This is a genomic window from Acetobacter cerevisiae (assembly GCF_001580535.1).
GTDB classification, from domain to species: domain Bacteria; phylum Pseudomonadota; class Alphaproteobacteria; order Acetobacterales; family Acetobacteraceae; genus Acetobacter; species Acetobacter cerevisiae.
In genome coordinates, this window is sequence record NZ_LHZA01000154.1 from 81,342 (window position 1) to 102,514 (window position 21,173).

At 61.0% G+C, this 21,173-nt stretch carries 19 protein-coding genes and 1 tRNA gene; 10 read left to right on the forward strand and 10 right to left on the reverse strand.

Going from position 1 to position 21,173, the window contains the following annotated elements; translation table 11 throughout:
- Window positions 1–50: 50 nt before the first annotated feature.
- The 4 genes from AD928_RS11435 to AD928_RS11450 all read left to right on the forward strand — a co-directional run bounded on the left by AD928_RS11435 (window position 51) and on the right by AD928_RS11450 (window position 3,866).
- A complete protein-coding gene (locus tag AD928_RS11435; protein ID WP_062250654.1) occupies window positions 51–728 on the forward strand; it encodes a Tim44/TimA family putative adaptor protein in 678 nt (225 codons plus the stop codon).
- Entirely contained in the window at window positions 725–1,570 is an 846-nt protein-coding gene (locus AD928_RS11440; protein ID WP_062140786.1) for a DNA-methyltransferase, read from the forward strand. Before AD928_RS11435 ends, AD928_RS11440 begins: the two co-directional genes overlap by 4 nt.
- Window positions 1,571–1,695: 125 nt before the next feature.
- A complete protein-coding gene (locus AD928_RS11445; RefSeq protein ID WP_062250657.1) occupies window positions 1,696–3,129 on the forward strand; it encodes a cytochrome-c peroxidase in 1,434 nt (477 codons plus the stop codon).
- A 113-nt stretch (window positions 3,130–3,242) separates the two neighbouring features.
- On the forward strand, window positions 3,243–3,866 hold the full coding sequence (locus AD928_RS11450) for a Smr/MutS family protein (protein WP_062250659.1): 624 nt from the start codon (window positions 3,243–3,245) through the stop codon (window positions 3,864–3,866).
- On the opposite strand, the gene AD928_RS11455 is transcribed toward AD928_RS11450, so the two are convergent.
- Window positions 3,831–4,991, reverse strand: a complete 1,161-nt coding sequence (locus AD928_RS11455; protein WP_062250661.1) for a response regulator transcription factor FixJ — start codon at window positions 4,989–4,991, stop codon at window positions 3,831–3,833. The genes AD928_RS11450 and AD928_RS11455 overlap by 36 nt on opposite strands.
- Before the next feature lie 134 nt (window positions 4,992–5,125).
- Window positions 5,126–6,040: an oxygen-dependent coproporphyrinogen oxidase gene (hemF, locus tag AD928_RS11460; protein WP_062250663.1), complete on the reverse strand. Its 915-nt coding sequence runs from the start codon at window positions 6,038–6,040 to the stop codon at window positions 5,126–5,128.
- Between the two features lie 176 nt (window positions 6,041–6,216).
- On the opposite strand from hemF, the gene AD928_RS11465 reads away from it, so the two are divergent.
- The 4 genes from AD928_RS11465 (at window position 6,217) to AD928_RS11480 (ending at window position 10,134) form a co-directional block, all read left to right on the forward strand.
- Window positions 6,217–7,479, forward strand: coding sequence for a cytochrome b (locus AD928_RS11465; protein ID WP_082779874.1), 1,263 nt, complete (start codon window positions 6,217–6,219; stop codon window positions 7,477–7,479).
- 137 nt (window positions 7,480–7,616) lie between these two features.
- Window positions 7,617–8,369, forward strand: coding sequence for a cytochrome c1 (locus AD928_RS11470; RefSeq protein WP_062250716.1), 753 nt, complete (start codon window positions 7,617–7,619; stop codon window positions 8,367–8,369).
- Window positions 8,356–9,240, forward strand: a complete 885-nt coding sequence (locus AD928_RS11475; RefSeq protein WP_062250665.1) for an S-methyl-5'-thioadenosine phosphorylase — start codon at window positions 8,356–8,358, stop codon at window positions 9,238–9,240. The genes AD928_RS11470 and AD928_RS11475 overlap by 14 nt, the downstream gene beginning before the upstream one ends.
- Before the next feature lie 81 nt (window positions 9,241–9,321).
- Window positions 9,322–10,134, forward strand: coding sequence for an SDR family NAD(P)-dependent oxidoreductase (locus AD928_RS11480; protein ID WP_233420056.1), 813 nt, complete (start codon window positions 9,322–9,324; stop codon window positions 10,132–10,134).
- Window positions 10,135–10,363: 229 nt separating this feature from the next.
- Here the strand turns inward: AD928_RS11480 and AD928_RS11485 are convergent.
- Window positions 10,364–10,449, reverse strand: a tRNA-Tyr gene (locus AD928_RS11485).
- A 165-nt stretch (window positions 10,450–10,614) separates the two neighbouring features.
- Between AD928_RS11485 and panB the strand changes: the two genes are divergently transcribed.
- Window positions 10,615–11,436: a 3-methyl-2-oxobutanoate hydroxymethyltransferase gene (gene panB / locus AD928_RS11490; protein ID WP_062250668.1), complete on the forward strand. Its 822-nt coding sequence runs from the start codon at window positions 10,615–10,617 to the stop codon at window positions 11,434–11,436.
- Window positions 11,437–11,688: 252 nt separating this feature from the next.
- Here panB and AD928_RS11495 read toward each other — a convergent pair whose 3' ends face one another.
- On the reverse strand, window positions 11,689–12,780 hold the full coding sequence (locus AD928_RS11495) for an NADH:flavin oxidoreductase/NADH oxidase (protein WP_062250669.1): 1,092 nt from the start codon (window positions 12,778–12,780) through the stop codon (window positions 11,689–11,691).
- A gap of 95 nt (window positions 12,781–12,875) precedes the next feature.
- Between AD928_RS11495 and AD928_RS11500 the strand changes: the two genes are divergently transcribed.
- Complete coding sequence (locus tag AD928_RS11500) at window positions 12,876–13,205, forward strand: ArsR/SmtB family transcription factor (protein WP_062250671.1); 330 nt, start codon at window positions 12,876–12,878, stop codon at window positions 13,203–13,205.
- Window positions 13,206–13,320: 115 nt separating this feature from the next.
- On the opposite strand, the gene AD928_RS11505 is transcribed toward AD928_RS11500, so the two are convergent.
- From AD928_RS11505 to argH, 6 genes are all read right to left on the reverse strand, one after another.
- Window positions 13,321–13,923, reverse strand: coding sequence for a trypsin-like serine peptidase (locus tag AD928_RS11505; protein ID WP_233420057.1), 603 nt, complete (start codon window positions 13,921–13,923; stop codon window positions 13,321–13,323).
- A 225-nt stretch (window positions 13,924–14,148) separates the two neighbouring features.
- Window positions 14,149–15,135, reverse strand: a complete 987-nt coding sequence (gene galE, locus AD928_RS11510) for a UDP-glucose 4-epimerase GalE (protein WP_062250719.1) — start codon at window positions 15,133–15,135, stop codon at window positions 14,149–14,151.
- 90 nt (window positions 15,136–15,225) lie between these two features.
- A complete protein-coding gene (locus AD928_RS11515; protein ID WP_062250676.1) occupies window positions 15,226–18,060 on the reverse strand; it encodes a DUF4175 domain-containing protein in 2,835 nt (944 codons plus the stop codon).
- A complete protein-coding gene (gene lysA, locus AD928_RS11520; RefSeq protein WP_062250678.1) occupies window positions 18,057–19,400 on the reverse strand; it encodes a diaminopimelate decarboxylase in 1,344 nt (447 codons plus the stop codon). The genes AD928_RS11515 and lysA overlap by 4 nt, the downstream gene beginning before the upstream one ends.
- A gap of 134 nt (window positions 19,401–19,534) precedes the next feature.
- Window positions 19,535–19,678, reverse strand: coding sequence for a hypothetical protein (locus tag AD928_RS14995; RefSeq protein WP_167347365.1), 144 nt, complete (start codon window positions 19,676–19,678; stop codon window positions 19,535–19,537).
- Between the two features lie 2 nt (window positions 19,679–19,680).
- A complete protein-coding gene (argH, locus tag AD928_RS11525; protein WP_062250680.1) occupies window positions 19,681–21,138 on the reverse strand; it encodes an argininosuccinate lyase in 1,458 nt (485 codons plus the stop codon).
- Window positions 21,139–21,173: the final 35 nt, after the last annotated feature.

A 21,173-nucleotide genomic window follows, 5' to 3' on the forward strand; every position in this document is an offset into this window, starting at 1 on the left:
GATAAGGCTGCGCCTGAAGCCCGGGCTGGTCGAACATGGACGTGTGACAGATGGATTTTTCTTTCGGCCATTTTCCGGTCGATCTGATTCTTTTCGCTCTTGTGGCGGCGTTTCTGGCGCTGCGCCTGCGTAGTGTGCTGGGCAAGCGCGTTGGTATTCAGCCTGCCCCCATGCCCGTGCCCCCGCGCCCGGATGCAGCGGGGAAGGTGATAGACGGCAAGGCGGAACAGGTTGAAGCTGTGGCCTATGATATCCCCGGTCAGGGCACACGCGTCGGCCAGCTTCTGATGGATGTGCAGCGGCAGGACAGCACGTTTACGCCGCAGCAGTTTCTGGCCGGTGTGCAGGCCTCTTTCCAGCAGGTGGTGAAAGCCTATGCGGAAGGGGATCGCGCAACCCTGAAAACCCGTCTGACCCCGGCAGTCTATGCGTCTTTTGAGGCTGCAATGGATGCGCGGGAAGCGGCTGGTGAAAAACAGCGCAGTGAGATCAAAACGATTCGGTCTCTGGCCATTGAGGATGTGCGTCTGGTGACACTGGATGTTGGCACCGGGGCGTCTGTTGATGTGCGCATTGTGTCCGACCAGATCAGTCTGGTGACGGACGCGCAGGGCCAGCCCGTAACCGGGACGGATGCCGTAACCGAATTTTCTGATCTGTGGACGTTTGAACGCCTTCTGGGTGTTAACGGCAGCAGCTGGCGTCTGGCTTCGGCGCGGAGTGCGTGAGAGCACGGGCCGGGGCTAAACCAAAACCGCCTGCCCGAGCGCAGCGGTACAAGGTTGGCCAGCAACAGATTATCCGGGGAGACTGCCTGCGTGCGCTGCGGCGTATGGAGGCTGAGTCCGTTGATGTCATTATCACATCACCGCCCTACAATATCGGCCTGTCCTACCGGAGCTACCCGGACAGGAAGGAAGAGGACGAGTATCTGGACTGGATGCTCGATGTCGCACATGGTCTGCGCCGCGTACTGCGGGCAGATGGTTCCTTTTTCCTGAATATTTCAGGCTCCTCCGCTCAGCCCTGGTTGCCGTTTGAGCTGGCGGTCCGGCTGCGGGACCTGTTCGTGCTGCAAAATCATATCTCGTGGGTGAAATCCATTTCGGTGGGTGAGGACAGTTTCGGCCATTTCAAACCCATGAACAGCCAGCGTTTCCTCCACCGTGGGCATGAACATCTGTTCCACTTCACCCTGAGCGGGGATGTGAAGCTGGACCGGCTGAGCGCCGGGGTGCCTTACAAGGATAAATCCAATATTGCCCGCCGTGGGCATGAGCAGGACCGGCGCTGCCGGGGCGATGCGTGGTTTATTCCGTATGAAACTGTGCGGGACCGTAAACAGAAATTCGACCATCCGGGCACTTTTCCCGTTGCGCTGCCAGAGCAGTGCCTGCTGCTGCACGGGCAGGAAGAAGCGCAGGTGCTGGACCCGTTCATGGGTACGGGCACCACGCTGTTAGCCGCGCAACGCCTCGGTTGTTTTGGGGTGGGGATTGAAATTGACCCCGATTATGTCGCCATTGCGCGGCAGCGTCTGAGAGAGGATCTGGAGGCGGCGGAAGACTGACAATCGAATGTTTAAATGATTTTTATGAAAATAATCGTTTTGACATTTTGACATGTATCAAACACAACCCTGGCAACAGCGAATAAAAGCTATGCAGTGTTTCTAAGAACTCAGGAGTTGTGGTGTTGCGCAGATTAATAGCCTCGTTAGTAGGGGTAGGTGTTCTGGCTTATGGTGGAACAATTGCCTTCCTTACCCATTTTGACCATGTGACGGCCCCCAAATTACCTGCTGCTTCACCGACGTTAAAAGACCCAGTGGCTCTTGCCGCCTTCAATGCTGTGCGGGAATCCCGCTGTGATTACTGCCACGCGACGGGCCGTGATCTGCCGTTCTATTTCAAGCTGCCGATTGCCAACCAGCTGATGGAAAAAGACCTGCATGAAGGTCTGCGTCATTTCCGCATTGAGCCGGTTCTGGAAGCCTTCAAGGAAGGCAAGCCGCCGACGGAAGAGCAGCTGTCCCGTATTGAAGAAGTCATTACGCAGAACCGCATGCCGCCGAGCATGTATCTGCTCATGCACTGGCATGCGCATCTCTCTGACGGGGAGCGTCAGGCTGTGCTGAAGTGGGTGGAAGACATCCGCCGCAAATACTACGCCAACACGGGTGCAGCCTCCCAGTTTGCCGGTGAGCCTATCCGCCCCGTGCCGGAAAGCGTGCCGGTGGATGCCGCCAAGGTTGCGCTGGGCCGCAAGCTGTTCTTTGACAAAAACCTCTCTGGTGACGGCACGCTGAACTGCGCAAGCTGCCATGACCTGAACCACGGTGGCGTGGACCATCTGGTGACGGCCACGGGCATTGGCGGCCAGAAAGGCCCCATCAATGTGCCGACGGTGTATGACGCGTACTTCAAGATTGCCCAGTTCTGGAACGGTCGTGCGGATGATCTGGCAGCACAGGCCGCTGGCCCCGTGATGAACCCGGTGGAAATGGGCTCGCATGACTGGGCCGGTGTGGCGCAGAAGCTGGCGGGCAATCCGGAATACGCGCCGATGTTCCAGTCCGCCTTTGGCACAGATGCGGCGATGGATCAGAACACCATTACCTCCGCGATTGCCGAGTTTGAAAAAACGCTGATCACGCCGGACAGCCCGTTTGATGACTATCTGAAGGGCAACAGCAGCGCGCTGAGCGAACAGGCCAAACGTGGCTATGAAAAGTTCAAGAGCATTGGCTGCTCTGGCTGCCATAGCGGCATTGGTGTGGGTGGTGGTGCGTATGAAGCGATGGGTCTGGAAGGCGATTACTTCAAGGATCGTGGCGGCAAGCTGACCGCTGCTGATGAAGGCCGCTATGATGTGACGCACAAGGATGAAGATCACTTCCGCTTTGTGGTCCCCACCCTGCGGAACATCGACCAGTCTGCCCCGTATTTCCACGATGGCAGCGTGAAGACGCTGGACGAGGCCGTGCGGAAAATGGCGAAATATCAGACGCCGGATGCGGCTATTTCTGATCAGGACGTGAGCGACATTGTGGCGTTCCTCAAGAGCCTGACCGGGAAGTATGAAGGTCACTCTCTGGCCGACATGGGGCAGCCTGCTCCAGCCCGGTAATGCGCAGAAAAAACGGGGGATCAGCCAGATAAATGCGCTGGTCCCTTGAAAGACGGCCCCTCGGCAGGTGATAAGCTTGCCAAGGGGCCGTTTTTATTTGGGAAGGAATACCAGTGGTCAGGCGGCGTCATCTCCGTGAAGAAGAAAAGGCGCTGTGGTCCATAGTGGTGCGGGACGTAGCGCCCTTGCATGTGCCGCGTCCGGGCCTCTCCCCCGAGAATGCCACTGAAGATGAGCAGGCGACTGCGGCGGAAGAGGCCAAAGGCAAGCGTCTGGCTCTGGCCGCGCAGAAAAAACAGCCCCGGCATAAAAGACGTTTAACCACGGTGGATATCCCGCTGTTTGTGCCAGCCGCCGTGCCTCCTGTGCGGGTGCAGCATGTGGTGCAGCCGGTGGAGGAAATCGGGCGGCGTTCTCCGGGTGTCGATAATTACAGCTGGCGCACCTTTACCGACGGCAAGATGAAGGTGGAGCGGCGGCTCGACCTGCACGGCATGGTTGCGGAAGATGCGTTCCGCCGACTGATGGAATTTATGGATGTGTCATTCCGCTGCGGCCTGCGCTGCGTGGAAGTGGTGACAGGCCTTGGTACCGGGCAGGAGGGCGGCATCCTGCGGCGGGAGCTGCCACACTGGCTGGCCCGCGCGGAGATGCGCCATCGGATTCTGGGCGTGACCTATCCCCATGCGGGAAATAAGGGGTCAGTCCGTATTCTGCTGCGTCGCCGTCGGCGGTAACGGCTTGCCCGCAGGGGCATCCCGCCAGCGCGGAATATTAACGGACAGCCACCGGCGGAGCGCCAGAATACGGTCCAGATCCGGCATCATATCCGCATAGAGTGTTGAGCAGGGGAGGCCTGCAAAAAGCAGCTGATTCTGCTCCCGGGCGTGGGCGCGTAAAGCGGGCTCATTGGCAGCGACCTGTGCGGCGTGCCGGAACCGGGCAACCAGATCTGGCGGAGACAGGTTGGGCAGCATCAGCCCGGCTTTCAGGCTGGCAGCCGAAGCCGCTGTTTTCCACACGTCATAGAGCCGCCCGGAGGGCAGGCGCTTTCTTTCCTGTTTGAAAATGGTCGTGAAGTCAGGCGGCAGGCGCAGGCGCGGGGAGACTGAAGCCGGCAGCACATTGGAGAAGAGGGGCTGCGTGTTCGGCTCATCATCCTGCAGGGAGGCCATCCGTTCTTCATACTCTTCGTCAAACGGAAGCTGAATGACATCCACAGTGCCAGCCTTCAGCGCGGCAATGGCGGTGTCCGGCGTGCCGTAGCCCGGAGCGGGCAAAGGATGCATGCCCAAAAGGTCCAGAGCCACAAGGGTGGGCAGTTCCGGGCCGGAAACAGCAGAAACGGCCACGCGTAAGGGGCGGCCCTGCAGGAAGCTGGCAAAACTGCGGTGCAGGCTGATTTTGCCAATGGTGACTGTGGGCTGATAGCTCATGAAAACGGGGAGCCAGCGCTGGGCATCGTAATGCACGCGGGGATCGCCCGTCAGAGCGGCAATCAGGCCGGAGCCGGGCACGACCAGGCCAGAAGGCGGGGTCGCCTGTTCCTGCTGAATGTCAAACAGATTGCCACCCGTCACACCATCCCAGCCGGTGGTCAGGCGGAGGGGGAAGGGATCTGCATAATGCATCTCTTCCGCAAGGATCGGGGCCAGCAGGGCGGCCCACTGGCCACAGATGCTCTCGGAGGAGCCGCCTACAATCAGCGGCGGCAGAGGCTGGGTATTCAGCGGCGTGGCGGAGCGTGCGGCGTGGCGCGGCAGCAGAGACGCGACAGCGGCGCCCCCCAGACCGCTTAAGAGCAGGCGGCGGGAGATCGGTCTGGCGGAAGAAGAATGATCTGGCTGATCAGTGCGCGGCACGTGTGAAAAACCTCCCAGTCGGCGTATCTGTCTGAGCGTCCTTAAAGGGGCGGGGCCGGAAGACTCAGGGAGTGGAGTCCTGCAAGCCCCGCCAGACCGCACCAGCGATCTGCGGCAAAATTACGGTCGGTCGCTCAGGGCCACTTCACTTCCGGCGGCATGCTCATCAGAATCGCTTCCGTATGACCTCCGGTTTTCAGGCCAAACAGCGTGCCGCGGTCATGCAGAAGATTGAATTCCACATAGCGACCACGGCGGATGAGCTGCGCCTCGCGCTGTTCCGGCGTCCAGGGTTCCATCATCCGGTCCCGGATAATTTCGGGATAGGTTTCCAGAAAACCAAGGCCGACATCTTTGGTGAAGGCGAAGTCCTGCGCGGTGTCCCCGCTATCCAGCCGGTCATAAAAGATGCCGCCCAAACCGCGCGGTTCGTTGCGGTGTGGCAGATAGAAGTATTTGTCACACCAGGCTTTGAAGCGCGGATAATACTCGGGGTCATGGCGGGCGCAGGCCTGCTCAAACCCGGCGTGGAAACGGGCGGCGTCATCAATGGCTTCCGCACTTTCGGGGAACATGGGGGTAATATCCCCGCCGCCGCCAAACCAGCCCTGCGTGGTGATGATCATACGGGTGTTGAAGTGCGCTGCAGGCACCAGCGGGCTGCACATATGCGCCACAAGGCTGATGCCGGTTGCAAAAAAGCGCGGGTCTTCCGACGCACCGGGAATGGTGGCAGCAAATTCCGGGGAGAACGTGCCTTCCACCGTGGAGACATTCACGCCCACTTTTTCAAAAACGCGGCCCCGCATCAGGCTCATCACACCGCCACCGCCGGGGGTGCCGTCCTGATTCTGGCGGTTCCAGCTTTTGCGCTCAAACTGGCCTGCGGCTTCATGCCCCGGCAGGATAGGCGCGTTCTGCTGCACGGCGTCCTGCTCTATCTGCTCAAAGGCAGCGCAGATCTTATCACGCAGGGTTTCAAACCACTCTTTAGCTTCCGCTTTCAGAGCTGTATGGGCGGGCACAGAATACGCTTTGGTGGGAGTCATAGCCGGGTCTTTTTTCCTCTCACGCGCGGATGGAGGCTCACCCGCGCCTGCTAAAGGCCTTAGAGGTGCGCCTTCCTGACGATCATTGCAAGATCATGCCGTTCATCGTTAAACACGACAACACTGTTCTGTACGGCGTTCGGGATGCCGTGTCTGGCAGAGGTGAGGGGGAACGGATGGCAGGCACACCATCGTGTCAGGATCAGGCCTATCAGCCGCCAACGGGGCCGGTTTCGGTGCAGCCCGTGCCGGAAACGTTGGCTGGTTCCGTAGCGGGTGGTCCAGCTCAGACGCATACGGCCTATGGGTTTGTGCGGGAGTATATGGCGTTTCTCCTGCCGCGAGACCTCAACCTGCTGTGGACCATTGGCGCCATGCTGGTGGCCGTTCTGGCTCTGATGCTGCTGAGCGGCCTGACACTGGCGCTGACCTATACGCCCGATGCCTCGCTGGCCTTTACCTCTGTCGAAACGCTGGAGCGGCGCGTGCCCTTCGGCTGGCTTCTGCGCAGTATGCATATGACGGGGGCTACGTTCTTCATGGCCGCCCTCTATCTGCATGTGTTCCGGGGGCTGTGTTACGGCTCCTACCGTGCGCCGCGTCAGGGGCTGTGGGGTGTTGGCACGGTTCTGCTGATGATGGTGATGATCACCGCCTTTGCCGGGTATGTACTGCCGTGGGGCCAGATGTCCTATTGGGGGGCCGATGTAGCAGGCAAAGCTGTTGGCGCGATCCCGCTGGTAGGGAACACGCTGGAGCGGGTTTTTCTGGGCGGTGATGCACCGGGCACGGCCACATTGCACCGGATGTTCGTGCTGCACTTCACGCTCGCTTTTGCCATTGTCGGCATGGTCATCCTGCATGTGGCGGTTCTGCATGCCAAAGGTAGCACAAGCCCGTCAGGCCCTGCGGGGCAGAACCGGGCGCGGATGCTGCCGTTCCACCCCTATTTTACAGTCAAGGATGGTCTGGGCGTGGTGGTGCTAGCCATTCTGTTCACGCTGGTCATGTGCCTCTGGCCGGGGCTGGTGACTGAGGTGGAAAATTACCGTCCAGCCAACCCTCTGCACACGCCTGCGGACATTGAGCCGGAATGGTATTTCCTGCCGTTTTACGGGATGTTGCAGGCTGTGCCCTCCAAGTTTTTCGGGCTGCTGGTGTCTGGTGGCGCGGTGGCCATCCTGTTGTTTGTGCCCTGGCTGGACCGGGGGACGTCCGCCACCTTTGCGGCTGGCCGGTGGGGCGGCCTGCGTTGGCTGCCACGTGTGGCGTTGGCGGTTCTGGTCTGTTCCTTTGTGCTGGCCGGGCTTGCAGGGCGGCACCATGTGCAGGGTGTCTGGTTGCTAATCGGGCGTCTGGCAACGCTGGGATATTACCTTTATTTCCTCGGTTTTCTGCCATTTTATAGTCGGCTGGCGCGTAAGGAGGCACGGTCTTGAAGACGCGGAGGTCTTTCCCGGTGCGGTCTTTTGCGGCTGTCCGCTGGCATGGTTTGGGCTGGTTGCCGCGTGTTGCGCTGGGCGTGCTGGTTTGTTCCGTCACGCCGGTTGGGCACGGTGCGTTCACACCCTCCGCACTGGCAGCGCCTCCCCCGGGAGCTCCGGCCCATGCGCCTGCACAGAACTGGTCTTTCAACGGGCCTTTAGGGCATTTTGATCTGGGAGCCGTACAGCGCGGCTATGCGGTGTTTGCCGGCGTTTGTGCCTCCTGCCACAGCCTGACGCAGGTGCATTTTTCAGACCTTGGCGATATGGGGCTTACCTCGGAGCAGGTGACGGCTCTTGCGGCCTCCTGGCAGGTTGTCGCTGGGCGGGATGCGGAAGGGCATCTCAAACATCGCAAAGCCACTCCGGATGATGCGCTGCCCCGGCCCTATGCGGACCCGGATGCCGCACGCGCCGCAAACCGTGGCGCAGTGCCGCCTGATCTGTCCCGCATTACGCAGGTCTATCCCGGCGGGCCGGACCGCGTATATGCGCTGCTGACGGGCTATGTGCCTGCAAAGGTGCCTGCCTCTGGCGCAGGGACTGATGCAGAAAGGCATCCTGCGCCAACGCCCCCGGAAGCAGGGTTTGCCAACCCCTATGCCATTGGCCACCGCACAGCCATGCCGCCGCCTTTGCGGGACAATGCCGTGCTGTATGCGGATGGTACCCAGCCCACTGCGCAGCAGGAAGCGCGGGATGTCACAACCTTTCTGGCGTGGATTTCCAACCCGCATGCGGATGACAAACGCAGGCTGGGGGTTGGGGTTGTGCTCTATCTGTGTTTTCTCGCCTGTCTTCTTGTTATCCTGAAACGGAGAATCTGGTCTCATGTCTCAAAATGAAGTTGTGGAACCCGTCATCGGTCTTATTGGCGGGTCCGGCCTGTATGATATTGACGGGCTGGAAGAGAAGGAATGGCGGACTGTTGAAACCCCGTGGGGTCTGCCGTCTGACCAGCTTCTGTTTGGCAGACTGGATGGCGTGCGCTGCGTCTTTCTGCCGCGCCATGGCCGGGGGCACCCCATTCCGCCGTCTCGCCTGAACTACCGCGCCAATATTGCCGCGATGAAAATGTCCGGCGTGACGGACATTGTCTCGCTCTCTGCCGTCGGGTCTTTGAAAGAAGAGCTGCCGCCGGGGCATTTTGTGATTGTTGATCAGTTTATTGACCGCACCATCTGGCGGGAAAAAAGCTTTTTTGACACCGGCTGCGTGGCCCATATCTCCATGGCGGACCCGCTGTGCGCCCGTATTGGCGACGTGCTGGAAGCCCAGACCAAGGCGCTGAACATTGAGGCGACCCGTGGCGGTACGTATCTGGTGATGGAAGGCCCGCAGTTTTCCACCCGTGCGGAAAGCAACCTGTATCGCTCATGGGGCTGCTCCGTGATTGGCATGACCAACATGCCGGAAGCGACTTTGGCGCGGGAAGCCGAGATTTGCTACGCGACCGTCGCCATGGTGACGGATTATGACTGCTGGCACGAAGACCACGACAACGTGACGGTAGAAAGCGTGGTGAAAACCATGCAGGGCAACTCCGCCAAAGCGAAGGCGCTGGTGAAAGCGGTGATTCCCGCCCTCGGCCAGCCGCGCGGTCTGTGTTCTGCCGGGTGTGACAGAGCGCTGGAATATGCCCTGATTACCGCCCCGGAAGCGCGGGACCCTGCGCTTATCAGCAAACTGAAGGCGGTAGCCGGGCGCGTAATGTAAGGCTGATAACCAGGTGGCCTCTCTTGCACGTCTCACAAAAACGGGCGAATGCTAGCCAAAAGAATGGATGGCTTTGCTCTCGTGACGACTTCTGAACATCTTCGCTCTTCAACCCGCCCGCTGGCCCTTGTAACCGGGGCCGCGGGGGGCATTGGTGTGCCGCTTGTCAGCCGTCTGGTGGCGGCAGGCTATCATGTTCTGGCGCTCAGCCGGAGCGGGGGCGATGAGCAGCCGTTTGTCACGCCGATACCGTGTGACCTGACGAAGCCTGAGCAGATTGAACAGGTTGTGGCGCAGATTGCCACGCTCGGCCGCCGGGTGCAGGCGCTGGTGCACTGCGCCGGTGTGATTGTGCCGCAGCGCATGGGGGGCGGCGATACAGCCTCTGTCTCTTGCCAGCTGGCCGTCAATCTTGAAGCTCCCATTCTCCTGACCATGAAGCTGCTGCCGCATATCCCCTCGGGCGGGCATGTGGTGTTTATCAACTCCATGGCCGCTCTCGTGCCGCTGGAGGGCAGCAGTATCTACACGGCCAGCAAGTTTGGGCTGCGCGGGTTTGCGCTCTCTCTGGCGCAGGATGTGCGCAAACGCGGCATCCATGTCTCGTCCGTTTTTCCGGGCGCGGTCGATACGCCCATGCTCAAGCGCGAGATTGATAACGGTGGCTCACCGCTCAACTTCGTCACCGCTCCCGCCACCGCAGACGGCATAGCCGCTATTGTGATGGGCCTGCTGCGCCGCCCGCGTGCGGAGGTGTTCTGCCCCAGCTCAGATGGCATTCTGGCTCAGTTGATGCTGATGATGCCCCGCGTCTGGCGGCTGATCCTGCCGATCCTGCTCAAAAAAGGCCGCAAGGGACTGCGGAAGTATCTGGATGGGCAGGGGCGGTGCTGAGGCGGCAATCCTGAGAGTTCGTTTCTCTGATGCCGTGTTGTGAGGTTTTGTAACGGAAGGGGTGGGATTCCAACTCACCGTGCAGAATGCTGCATGGGAATTTCGTTGCATGCCGCCGCTTTCAGGGCGTGTACACGCAAAATTGCCCCACAGATAAAATCTGTCGGGTAAACACAGCACAATTCGTATTTACGAAGCGCTAAGCTAGTATTTTTATTTTCAGAAAAAATGGTGGAGGAGGTTGGATTCGAACCAACGTAGGCGTACGCCAGCGGATTTACAGTCCGCCCCCTTTAGCCACTCGGGCACTCCTCCGGGGTTGTTGAGGGAGGAATTAGAGGTCAGGCGGCCTGTTGTCAACACTCTGTTTTCATTCTCTTTCCGTATTCAGGAAAAAACTTTGCAGGCGATGGGTGGACAGGGGTGCCATCAGGCGTGAAAGGTGCCGCTCAGCAGCTTTTTTGAGCAGGAGAGACAGTCTTGAGCAAACATGTGACAGCCAGACGGCACACCCCGCGATCCCTCGTGGCGCTGGACGCCCCCATTGTCGCGCTGACGGCCTACACCACCCCCATGGCCCGCCTGATGGACCCGCATTGTGACCTCCTGCTGGTGGGGGATTCTCTGGGCATGGTGGTCTATGGCATGGACTCCACGCTGGCCGTTACGCCTGAGATGATGATTGCGCACGGGCAGGCCGTGGTGCGCGGTAGCCAGAACGCCTGTGTGGCGATTGATCTGCCGTTTGGCAGCTACCAGCAGAGCCCGCAGCAGGCCTTTGCTGTCTCGGCTGAAATCATGGCGAAAACCGGGGCTGGCTGCGTGAAGCTGGAAGGCGGCGTGGAAATGGCTGAAACTGTCCACTTCCTCACTCAGCGCGGTATTCCGGTCATCGGCCATATCGGCCTCAAGCCGCAGGCTGTGCATACGCACGGCGGTTTCCGCACCGTAGGGCGTGGGAGCGAGGCCGAGCAGGTGATGCAGGACGCAAAAGCGATTGAAGCCGCCGGGGCTTTTTCCATTGTGATTGAAAGCACCATGGAACCGCTGGCGCGTGAGATTTCGGAAACGCTCTCCGTGCCGACAATCGGCATTGGGGCCTCTCCGGCCTGTGGTGGTCAGATTCTGGTCGGGGAAGATATGCTCGGGCTTTTCTCTGATTTCACCCCGCGTTTTGTTAAACGCTTTGCAGCGATTGGCGAGCAGGTGGACAAAGCCGTGGCAGAGTATGCCGAAGCTGTGCGCAACCGCAGCTTTCCGGGTCCGGAGCAGTGCGTTGGGATGCCGAAAAAGGAATCCTGAAAAACTGTTCGGGAGTAAGGTATTTTACAGAGTGGCTTGAAATGGCTGCTTTAAAAAAGCAAGCCAGAGGCATGCAGCCGTATTTTGAGTCCGCGTAATAGGATTTTAAAATAGTCACTGATTATCAGATTTTATCTGAAAGGGCGGGGCATGTGGCTCCGCTCTTTCAGGCTTTTACAAAGAAATCGTGTCTGCAAGAAAATTCTCTCTGCTTCCCGTGATTGGGACAAACAGAGAGGAATCTAGCAGGCTTTACTGGTAACGGTTCAGCCACCAGCCATACGGCGGGGGCAGAACGCCTGCGGGTTGCTTTTTATGCACGGCCCGCGCCGCAGCATAGGGCCAGTGCGGGTCAGCCAGCAGCGGGCGGCCAAGAGCCACGGCGTCCAGCGTGCCGGTGCGGATCAGCGCATCAGCCTGTCGCCCTTCACTGATATACCAGGAGGTGGAAACGGGCAGGCCGGTTTCCTGTTTGATCTGGTGTGCATACGGCGCCATGAACGCCGCACCCCATGGGATCTGACCATTTGGGGAGGAAAAGCCGATGCTCACATCCAGAAAATCCAGCCCGGACTCTTTGAGTTTTTTGAGGAGGGCGACGGAATCCCGCAGGTTTTCATCGTCATGGCCGTCAAATTCAATTACGCCAAACCGAATGGTCAGCGGCAGGTTTTCCGGCCAGACTTTCCGCACGGCTTCCAGCGTTTCCACCAGAAAACGCCCCCGGTTTTCAGCAGAGCCACCATACTGGTCTGTGCGTTTGTTGGCGTCCGGAGAGAAAAAACTCTGAGCCAGATAGCCATGCGCAAAATGCAGCATCAGCCACTGGAAGCCTGCATCCCGTGCGCGTTCCACGGCTTTGACAAAGTCTGCTTTCACGCGGGCAATATCGTCCAGCGTCATTTCCGTCGGCGTGCGGGGCAGGTTGGCACCAAACGGAATGGCAGAGGGAGCAATGGGCTGCCAGGCGCGCGGGTCGCCTTCAGGGATATGGTCATCCCCTTCCCACGGCAGGTTAGCGCTTGCCTTGCGGCCTGCATGCGCAATCTGAATGCCCGGCACAGCGCCAGCCTTGCGAATGGACTCCACAATCGGGGCGAAAGCCGCAGCCTGTTCATCATTCCACAGGCCGAGGCAGCCCGGGGTGATGCGGCCTTCGGGAGAAACGCCCGTGGCTTCCACCACCACCAGACCAGAGCCGCCCCGGGCAAGGCCGGCGTAATGCACATGGTGCCAGTCATTCGGCACACCATCCTGCGCCATATACTGGCACATGGGGGCAACAGTAATACGGTTGCGTAAGGTGACGTCTTTTAAGGTATAGGGGTCAAAGAGAGTTGGCATGGATGAGGCCCTTTTTCAAAATGAAGCGGGTGAGTGAATAGTTCGACAATAATCGAACTATTATCGTGCGCAAGGGCAAAGGGCAGGAAAAACGTATGAAGCAGTATGAGCATCCGCCTGCAGAGGCGTTTCAGTTAACGGCCATTCTGCATGCGCTGTCCGACCCGTATCGGCTGTCCATTGTGCAGAAACTCTCGGTTTTGCAGCCGCAACCCTGCGCTCCGTTGCAGGGAGACAGGCCGAAATCCTCCGTCTCTCACCATTTTAGTGTGCTGCGAAAAGCGGGGCTGGTGCGGACTCTGGTTGTGGGTGTGACTCACATGAACAGCCTGCGGGATGCTGAGCTGGAGGCGCGCTTTCCCGGTTTGCTGAAAACGATTCTGGAGGCTGCGGCGCGGAGTGAAGGACTGCCTGCGCAGGTTTGACGACGTTACGAATGTCTTGCGCTTTTTGGAAGGGCGCGCGCGGGAGGCTGCTGCAAAGTGCGTTGGTCACCGCACGGTAAGGTGCGGGATGGCGTGTTACGCTAGGAAGAAAACGCTATTGCGGATCTTCCGACGTGCCGCTTCGACTATTTAAGAGCGGCACCGCCTGACCGCCCGCGTGGGCGCTGCTTGCCAGAACCTGCACTCCCAGCATATGCCATCCTGAAGCGTCCTGATAGAGCAGGGGCGCGCCGCTGCTGCCGTGTGTGCCGGCGCAGTCATGGGAGAACAGAGGATTGCCGCTCCTGTCGTGCGTCAGGCCGGTCATATGGCAATGCAGATCCGCCGTGATGACATCCGGCATGTTCTGCTCGTAGCCTCCCAGCACAACCGCCATACCGGGTTTAATGTCGTCGGGTGTGGTGCTGACGTGAAAGGCCTCATCCGGGCGCGCAATCGGGTGGTCCAGCACCAGTGTGGCATGGTCCAGCCCGGCGCTCAGGCTTTCTTTGTTGGGAGAATAACCGGGCGGCACAATAAAGCGGACAACGCGCGCATGGGCCGTGAATTTATCGCCACTATAGGCGCGTAGAAAATGCACGCTGCTGGGCTGAACGAAGCGTTGAGGCTGCGTGAGCCAGAGGCAATGGGCTGCTGTTTCCACCAATACAGGGCTGATCAGAAAGCCGGTGCAGCGGGAACCGAGTTCCGTCTGCACCCGGCCAATGGCAGACCACGGGGCCTGTGTGGTGGAGACGCGCTGCCGAGGGTCCGCAAAGGGCGTGACCCCGGCCAGATGAGTACGGTAGTCCGGCCCCTCTGCATAAGCAGGGACATGGCTGCCCCGGCTGTTACAAATGCGGCGACCTCACACCTCGCGGGCAAAGCCCTGCGTAATGTCTGCAAACAGACGTAAAGCAGGGCCAAGGGAAAGTGTTTCGGCTTAGTCTGCATAACCCTGCGGGTGGTCTTTGCGCCATGCAAAGGCGGTTTCCACAATACGGTCGATATCCGTGAATTCCGGAGCCCAGCCGGTGGCGGCCATCAGGCGTTTGGGGCTGGCCACCAGACACGGCGGATCGCCGGGGCGGCGGTCACCCGCCTGCCAGGGCACTTCAAGCCCGGTCACGCGGGCGACGCTTTCAATAATTTCACGGTTGGAATTGCCGCGCCCGGTGCCAACGTTAAACGTCACGCTCTTCTCGTTCAGCAGGGGCAGAACAGCCAGATGCGCGCGGGCCAGATCCGTGACATGCACATAGTCACGGATACAGGTGCCGTCTGGCGTGGGGTAATCCTGCCCGAACAGGGTCAGAGCCGCGCGGCGCTTGAGGGCGGCGTCAATCACCAGCGGGATCAGATGCGTTTCCGGCCGATGGTCTTCCCCGGCGCGGCCAGCAGGATCAGCACCGGCGGCGTTGAAGTAGCGCAGGCACGCGCTCTTCAGCCCATGGATACGGTCGGCCCAGTACAGGGCGCGTTCCACCATGTATTTGCTCTCACCATATGGGGAGCCGGGGTCAACAGGGGTGTCTTCGCTGATCGGTTCATCCCCGGCAGAGCCGAACAGAGCCGCAGTGGACGAGAACACAAACCGTTTGATGCCATGGCGCACGCAGGCATCAATCAGCCCGAAGCCGATGCCCGCATTGGCGGACATATAGAGCATCGGGTCCTGCATGCTCTCACCTACCAGAGAGAGGGCGGCAAAATGCAGCACACCATCCCACGGACCATCGGCCAGCACGCGGTTCAGGCACTCCAGATCTGCCAGGTCCCCATGAATGAAAGTTGCCGCATCCGGTACGGCAGAGCGATGGCCCGTGCGCAGGCTGTCGAACACCACAACGTCATGCCCATCATCCAGAAGGGCCAGAACAACGTGGCTACCAACATATCCGGCGCCACCAGTAACAAGAAAACGAGCCATAAAATTGATACTCATATCCATTAAAAGATGGCTGAGACCCTAGGGCTTTTGAGCGCCCGGAAGCAAGGCCGAGGCCGCCCTTTTCTGGCTTCAGAAGGGTTTGAGCAGGCGGTCCAGATAGTCCAGTTCCTGCTGTGGGCGGGTGCGATCGGAATCGCGGCGGCGCAGTTCCTGCTCAATCTCACGCGCGCGCTGGCGAGCGACGTTATCGGGGATATGCGTGCCGTCGTCCGGGGCCTGATCCCCGCCTTCACCCATGCGACGGCCCAGAGGGTCGCGCTTGTCTTTGCCGTTCTCCTGACCGTCGCTGTCATCCGCGTCATCAGAGGGCGAGGCTCCCCCATCGCCTTCGTCTGCGCTACCCTGACCTTGCGACCCTTCACCCTGTCCACCGGACTGGCCGCCACTATTGCCGCCAAAAGCAGGGAGGAAACTGGGTGTGGCGTTCTGGCCGTTGCCCTTCATGGTGTCCTGCATCTGCTGGCGGCTTTTGCGCAGGGCTTCCAGCACTTTTTCTTCCGCAGTGGCGGCGGCGGCATCATCTCCGTCGGCCAATGCCTTGCGGGCATCGTGCATGCTTTTCTGTGCGTCTGAGAAGGCCGGGGGCGTTTTGCCGGTCAGTTCCTTGAATTCGTCTTTCAGCTCATCCAATGCCCGGTCCAGCGCGTGCTGAGTGGCGCGCTCTGTGCGGCGTGCAGCGGCCTGCGCTTCGGCCTTGGCCGGGTCGAGGGCAGGTTGCTGTGCATCGCCTGAAGAGGTGTCCGGATGCTGAGGGGCTGCGTGCGGCGAGGGAGCATTCTGGTCAGTGCCCGGGGGTACGGGGAGGCCCAGTTTACGCAGCAGTTCGGAGGTGGACATCGCGCCGTAATCTTCGTCGCCGTCCTCATCCGTATCCATATCGTTCTGCTGGCGGGACTGGGCGCGGAGGGTTTCATCCAGACGCGACTGCGCGTGGTCCAGCAGGGATGTTTCCTTGCCTGTCAGGTCCCGCAAGGCGGCGGCCTGTTCACGCGCTTTCTGCTGCGCCACCATCTGTTGCGCCATGGCTGCCATATCCTGCGGGGTGGCGTTGCGCATGCGCTCGGTGGCGTCTTCCATTTGTTGCAGCCGTTGCAGAGCATCGGCAGAATGGCCGTTGGCGGCATCACGCTGCAACTGCTGCATCAGGCGGGAAAAGGCCTTGTCCCCGGCTTTGGAAAAACCGGGCAGATCCGGAATGGCCGTATGTTCCCGCATGGCCTGCGCCGCAAGAGCCTGCATCTTGCGGGCAATGGCGTCTTTCAGGGTTTTCAGCCGGGCTTCCAGTTCCTCCCGCGCCTGCGGGGATTGCTGGCCGTCTTCCCGCATGTGCTGCAACTGCTGGGCCACGGCAGCCTGAGCGGCGCGTACCTCAATGGAGGCCTGAGCGCTGGCATCATCGCCTTTGCGGCGGTCTTCAATATCCAGTGCCAGATCCCACAGCAGATTCGTCGTGCTGGTGCGGGCGGTTTCCGTATCCACTTCCTTGTCGTCCAGCATGGCGACGAGGCTGGTGAGGGTCAGGAACATGCCCGTGTGGTCATTAATCGGGCCGGGGGTTTCGCCAAGTGCGGCGAGGTCTGTTGCGGTCTCGCTCCGGCTTTCGCGCCCCAGAGCAAAGCGTTTGCGCAGGTCCAGCACCGCGCGGGCCACGGGGGAGTGGAACACGCGCGCGCCCAGCCGGAAGGTGGCGGGTTTGCTCTGGCCCTCATGCCCGCTGACGGCAGTGGCCACCACGTTGCCGGTTACTTCCTCGCCCGCCCATGGGTCTTCTGAGAGGTCCGGCGTGCTGATACCCTTGGCTGATTTGGGATGACCGCTGAGAGGCAGAGGCACTGTGAGCGTGCGGGACGGCCCGCGCCCCGGATGAACCAGATGTAGCTGCACAGAGAGCGAGGCCAGCCCGTAGGCATGCGCGGCTTCATACGGCAGGCGGGTGCGCCAGTCTGTTTTGCCTGCGCCCGGGTTAGGGCCCCATGCAGCGGTCGGGGCCGCATCGGGAAGAACCGTGAGCGGCCAGCGGGCCAGCGTGCGGCCTCGTCCCGCGACGCGCACAAGGCCGCTGTGGCGCAGGGTGACTTCAATTTTCCAGCTCTGACGGTCCAGCGTCTGACGCGCTTCATCCTGCATGACCAGCCAGCCTGCGCTGCGCAGAACGGGGTGGGAGGACAGGCCCGTGACAATAACGGTCAGCCGCGCGCCTTCCGGGACGGAAGGCGCAGGAGCGTTGGGATTAAGAAAAACCGGGGCTTCCGGCGCGTAAGCCGGAGGTGTGATCCACGCTTCCACATGCGCCATCGGCACGTCCGGATCATCCCGGCCGGGGATGAACGCGGCGAGAAGACGACCGGGCGCGGACGACCCTGCCATAACCCCGGTGCCAACGAAAGCCGCCAGCAGAGCCGCCCCAATCCAGCGGCGCGCCGGACTGGCAGGCAGCAGGCGCGGCCATCCGGCGCGTAACGTGCCCAGAGTGGCCAGAACGCGCTGCTGATGCGCCTGCCACAACGGCTGCGGCAGGCCTTTGCGGGCACCGGCGGGCTGATCTGTCAGGGTGGCAAGCGGGCGGTTGTGGAGGCCGGAGGCGCGTTCAATCCGGCGGTCAATGGCGTCCGCGGTGGGGGCCTCCAGGCGGGAGAGGTCATTATGCAGCCGCCAGCCGCACAGGCTGAGCCATCCGGCGACTGCCACAAGCCGCAGGCCGTCCGGCAGATGTTGCGGCAGGCGTAAAAGCCCCGCTACGCCATACACGCCAAGGAGCGCCAGCGTGGGCTGAAGAGCGGGCCAGAGCTGTTCGGTATGCAGCACAAAGGCCGCGTACTGGCGGACGGTCGCCAGCCGGGCCGCCAGAGAACCTCCGTCCGCAGTGGAGGAGGCCAGATCCTGTTTCAAATCCGCCGTCTTCATGCGGTTCCGGCAAGGTGGGAGGGCACGCTTTCATCCTGCCACAGGGCTTCAAGCGGCTGGCGAGGGCGGATGACGTGCCATGAACCCTTGTCTACCAGCACTTCCGCTGCCAGCGGGCGGCTGTTGTAGGTGGAGCTCATGACAGCGCCGTAAGCCCCGGTGTCCAGAATGGCGACGCGTGCGCCGCGCTGCATGGGGGGAAGGGCGCGGTCCCGCGCGAAGGTATCCCCACTTTCACACACCGGGCCAACCACATGGGCCGGGGCAGCGGGCAGGGCGGCGTCATGCGGGCTGAGGGGAACAATGCCATGCCACGCATCATACATGCTGGGGCGCAGCAGGTCATTCATGGCGGCATCCAGCACAAGGAACGGGGCTTCATCACCACGCGCCTTGTTCAGAATGACGGTGCTGAGCAGCAGGCCGGAGGGGCCAACGGGCCAGCGCCCCGGCTCAATGGCCAGACGGACATTCAGGCCGCCGAGTTCTGCCCTGATGGCCCCGGCCAGTGCTTCCGGCTGGCCTTCCGGCTCATTACGATAGGAAATGCCAAGGCCGCCGCCGCAATCCACAACCTCAACCGTCTGACCCGCAGCGCGCACGGTCTGCACCAGTTCGGCAATGCGGGCATAGGCTGCGCGATAGGGCGCAACGGAGGTGATCTGGCTGCCTATGTGGGTGGAGAACCCGACCGCCCGGATGCCCGGCAGGCTTGCGGCTCGGGCGTAAAGGGCTGCGGCGTCATCATACGGGATGCCAAACTTGTTGGCGGCTAGTCCGGTGGTAATTTTGGCGTGGGTTTTGGCGTCCACGTCCGGGTTCACGCGCAGGGTGATGGTGGCGTCTTTGCCCAGTTTGCGGGCAATGCCGGAAATAATGTCCAGCTCTTCCGCACTTTCCACATTGATCTGCCCGATGCCCAGACCGATGGCATGCTCCAGCTCGGCATCACTTTTACCCACGCCTGAAAAGACAATGTGGCTGGCCGGGATGCCGGCTTTGAGTGCGCGGGCCAGTTCGCCACCACTGACGATATCTGCACCAAAGCCTTCTTCACGCAGGAGGGAGAGAACGGCCAGATGGTCATTGGCTTTCACGGCGTAATGGATGGAGGCGTTCAGCCCGGCATCCTGCATGGCCTGCCGCATCCGGTGCATGCGTGCGCGCAGGGTGTCACCGCTCAGCACCCAGCAGGGGGTGCCGACTTTATCCGCAATGGCGTTAAGCGCCACGCCATCCAGCATCAGGCCGCAGAGCGGGTCCATCTCCAGAAACGGACGGCTGGCCAGCAGCTCCGCAACGGATGGGTCCGGGTCATGAAACGTCACATCATCGGCCATGGGGCGCGTAAGCCTTGAAAATAAAATGCTCCGGCACCCATGGGGCAGGGCGGTGTCTGCCGGACCCGGAGCGTGTTTGTTCTGTTATACCGCCAGCCTGACAGATTGCCAGTCATCATGCCAGTGGCGCAGGCTTAGTCTGCCGGCGGATAGCTCTGCGGATAGGTGATTTTATCCTGCGGCCCCGGCGCGTGGGGGGAGCCTTTCTTGCCGCAGCCGCTCAGCGGCAGGGCCAGCACGACCAGCGCCAGAAAACTGACAATCAGACGGATCTTCATGCTCAGGCCCCTTTGTTCTCTGCTGCGGGTTCAGCATCCAGCGCAGCCAGCCATTTGCGGGCTTCACGCTGCACATTGCTGCCTGCGGCGCCGCCCTCGCTGGTGCGGGAGGCAATGGAGGCTTCAACCGTCAGCACGGAATAGATATCGTCCGTAATGCCCGGTTCTTCTGCCTGCATTTCTGCCAGAGACAGATCGGCCAGATCCACGCCTTTTTCTTCTGCCTTGGCGACCAGACGGCCCGTAACGTGATGCGCCGTGCGGAACGGCACCTTCAGCACCCGCACCAGCCAGTCGGCAATGTCAGTGGCGGTGGAGAAGCCGGAGCCAGCCAGCGCACGCATCTGAGCCGTGTTGGCCGTCATGTCCCGCACCATGCCGTCACAGGCGGCAAGGGAGAGGGCTGCGGCATCCGTTGCGGCAAAAACAGGCTCTTTATCTTCCTGCATGTCTTTGGCGTAGGCCAGCGGCAGGCCTTTCATGACCGTCAGCAGGCTGACAAGGCTGCCGGTAATGCGGCCTGTTTTGGCGCGGACCAGTTCAGCTGCATCCGGGTTGCGCTTTTGCGGCATGATGGAGGAGCCGGTGGTGAACGCGTCGGACAGCCGGATGAAGGAGAACGGCGAGGAGCACCAGATGACAATCTCTTCCGCCAGACGGGAGAGGTGCATGGCCATGATGGACAGGGCCGAGAGATATTCCAGCGCAAAATCCCGGTCCGAGACGGAATCGAGCGAGTTGGCCGTCGGGCGGTCAAAGCCCAGCGTGCGGGCGGTCATCTTCCGGTCGATGGGGAAGGATGTGCCCGCCAGCGCAGCGGAGCCGAGCGGGCATTCGTTCAGGCGTTTGCGGGTGTCTGCCAGACGGCCCCGGTCCCGCGCCAGCATTTCCACATACGCCATCAGGTGGTGGCCAAAGGTCACGGGCTGTGCGGTTTGCAGGTGGGTAAAACCGGGCATGGGGTCTGACGCATGCTCTTCTGCACGGCGGGCGAGGGCGCGCATCAGGGAGGCCACCTGCTGGTCCAGCCCGTCCAGCGCGTCACGCGTCCACAGGCGGAAATCGGTCGCAACCTGATCGTTCCGGGAGCGGGCGGTGTGCAGGCGTTTGCCGGGTTCCCCAATCCGTTCGGACAGGCGAGCTTCGATATTCATGTGAATATCTTCCAGCGCTTCAGAAAATTCAAAGCGTCCGGCTTCAATATCCTTGCCGATGGCCGTCAGGCCTTCGCGGATAGCGGCTTCATCCTCGGCAGAGATAATGCCTGTATGGGCCAGCATGGCCGCATGGGCCAGAGACCCTGCAATATCCTGCTTCCACATGGCTTTATCAAACCCGATCGAGGCGTTGATGGCCTGCATGATCTGGGAAGGGCCACCGGCAAACCGGCCGCCCCACTGCATGTTGGCGTCTGCTTTGGCCCCGGAGGCCGTGGTGGTGTCCGTGCTGCTCAGAGACATGTCATGCCCCAACCCGTATCCTTAAAAGTGTCTGT

Excerpts from the sequence above, each read along its gene's own strand:
- galE (WP_062250719.1), bottom strand. The coding sequence starts at position 15,135 with ATGGCTCGTTTTCTTGTTACTGGTGGCGCCGGATATGTTGGTAGCCAC.
- AD928_RS11465 (WP_082779874.1), top strand. The coding sequence starts at position 6,217 with ATGGCAGGCACACCATCGTGTCAGGATCAGGCCTATCAGCCGCCAACG.
- AD928_RS11435 (WP_062250654.1), top strand. The coding sequence starts at position 51 with ATGGATTTTTCTTTCGGCCATTTTCCGGTCGATCTGATTCTTTTCGCT.
- lysA (WP_062250678.1), bottom strand. The coding sequence starts at position 19,400 with ATGGCCGATGATGTGACGTTTCATGACCCGGACCCATCCGTTGCGGAG.
- AD928_RS11515 (WP_062250676.1), bottom strand. The coding sequence starts at position 18,060 with ATGAAGACGGCGGATTTGAAACAGGATCTGGCCTCCTCCACTGCGGAC.
- hemF (WP_062250663.1), bottom strand. The coding sequence starts at position 6,040 with ATGACTCCCACCAAAGCGTATTCTGTGCCCGCCCATACAGCTCTGAAA.
- AD928_RS11500 (WP_062250671.1), top strand. The coding sequence starts at position 12,876 with ATGAAGCAGTATGAGCATCCGCCTGCAGAGGCGTTTCAGTTAACGGCC.
- AD928_RS11495 (WP_062250669.1), bottom strand. The coding sequence starts at position 12,780 with ATGCCAACTCTCTTTGACCCCTATACCTTAAAAGACGTCACCTTACGC.
- argH (WP_062250680.1), bottom strand. The coding sequence starts at position 21,138 with ATGTCTCTGAGCAGCACGGACACCACCACGGCCTCCGGGGCCAAAGCA.
- AD928_RS11475 (WP_062250665.1), top strand. The coding sequence starts at position 8,356 with ATGTCTCAAAATGAAGTTGTGGAACCCGTCATCGGTCTTATTGGCGGG.
- AD928_RS14995 (WP_167347365.1), bottom strand. The coding sequence starts at position 19,678 with ATGAAGATCCGTCTGATTGTCAGTTTTCTGGCGCTGGTCGTGCTGGCC.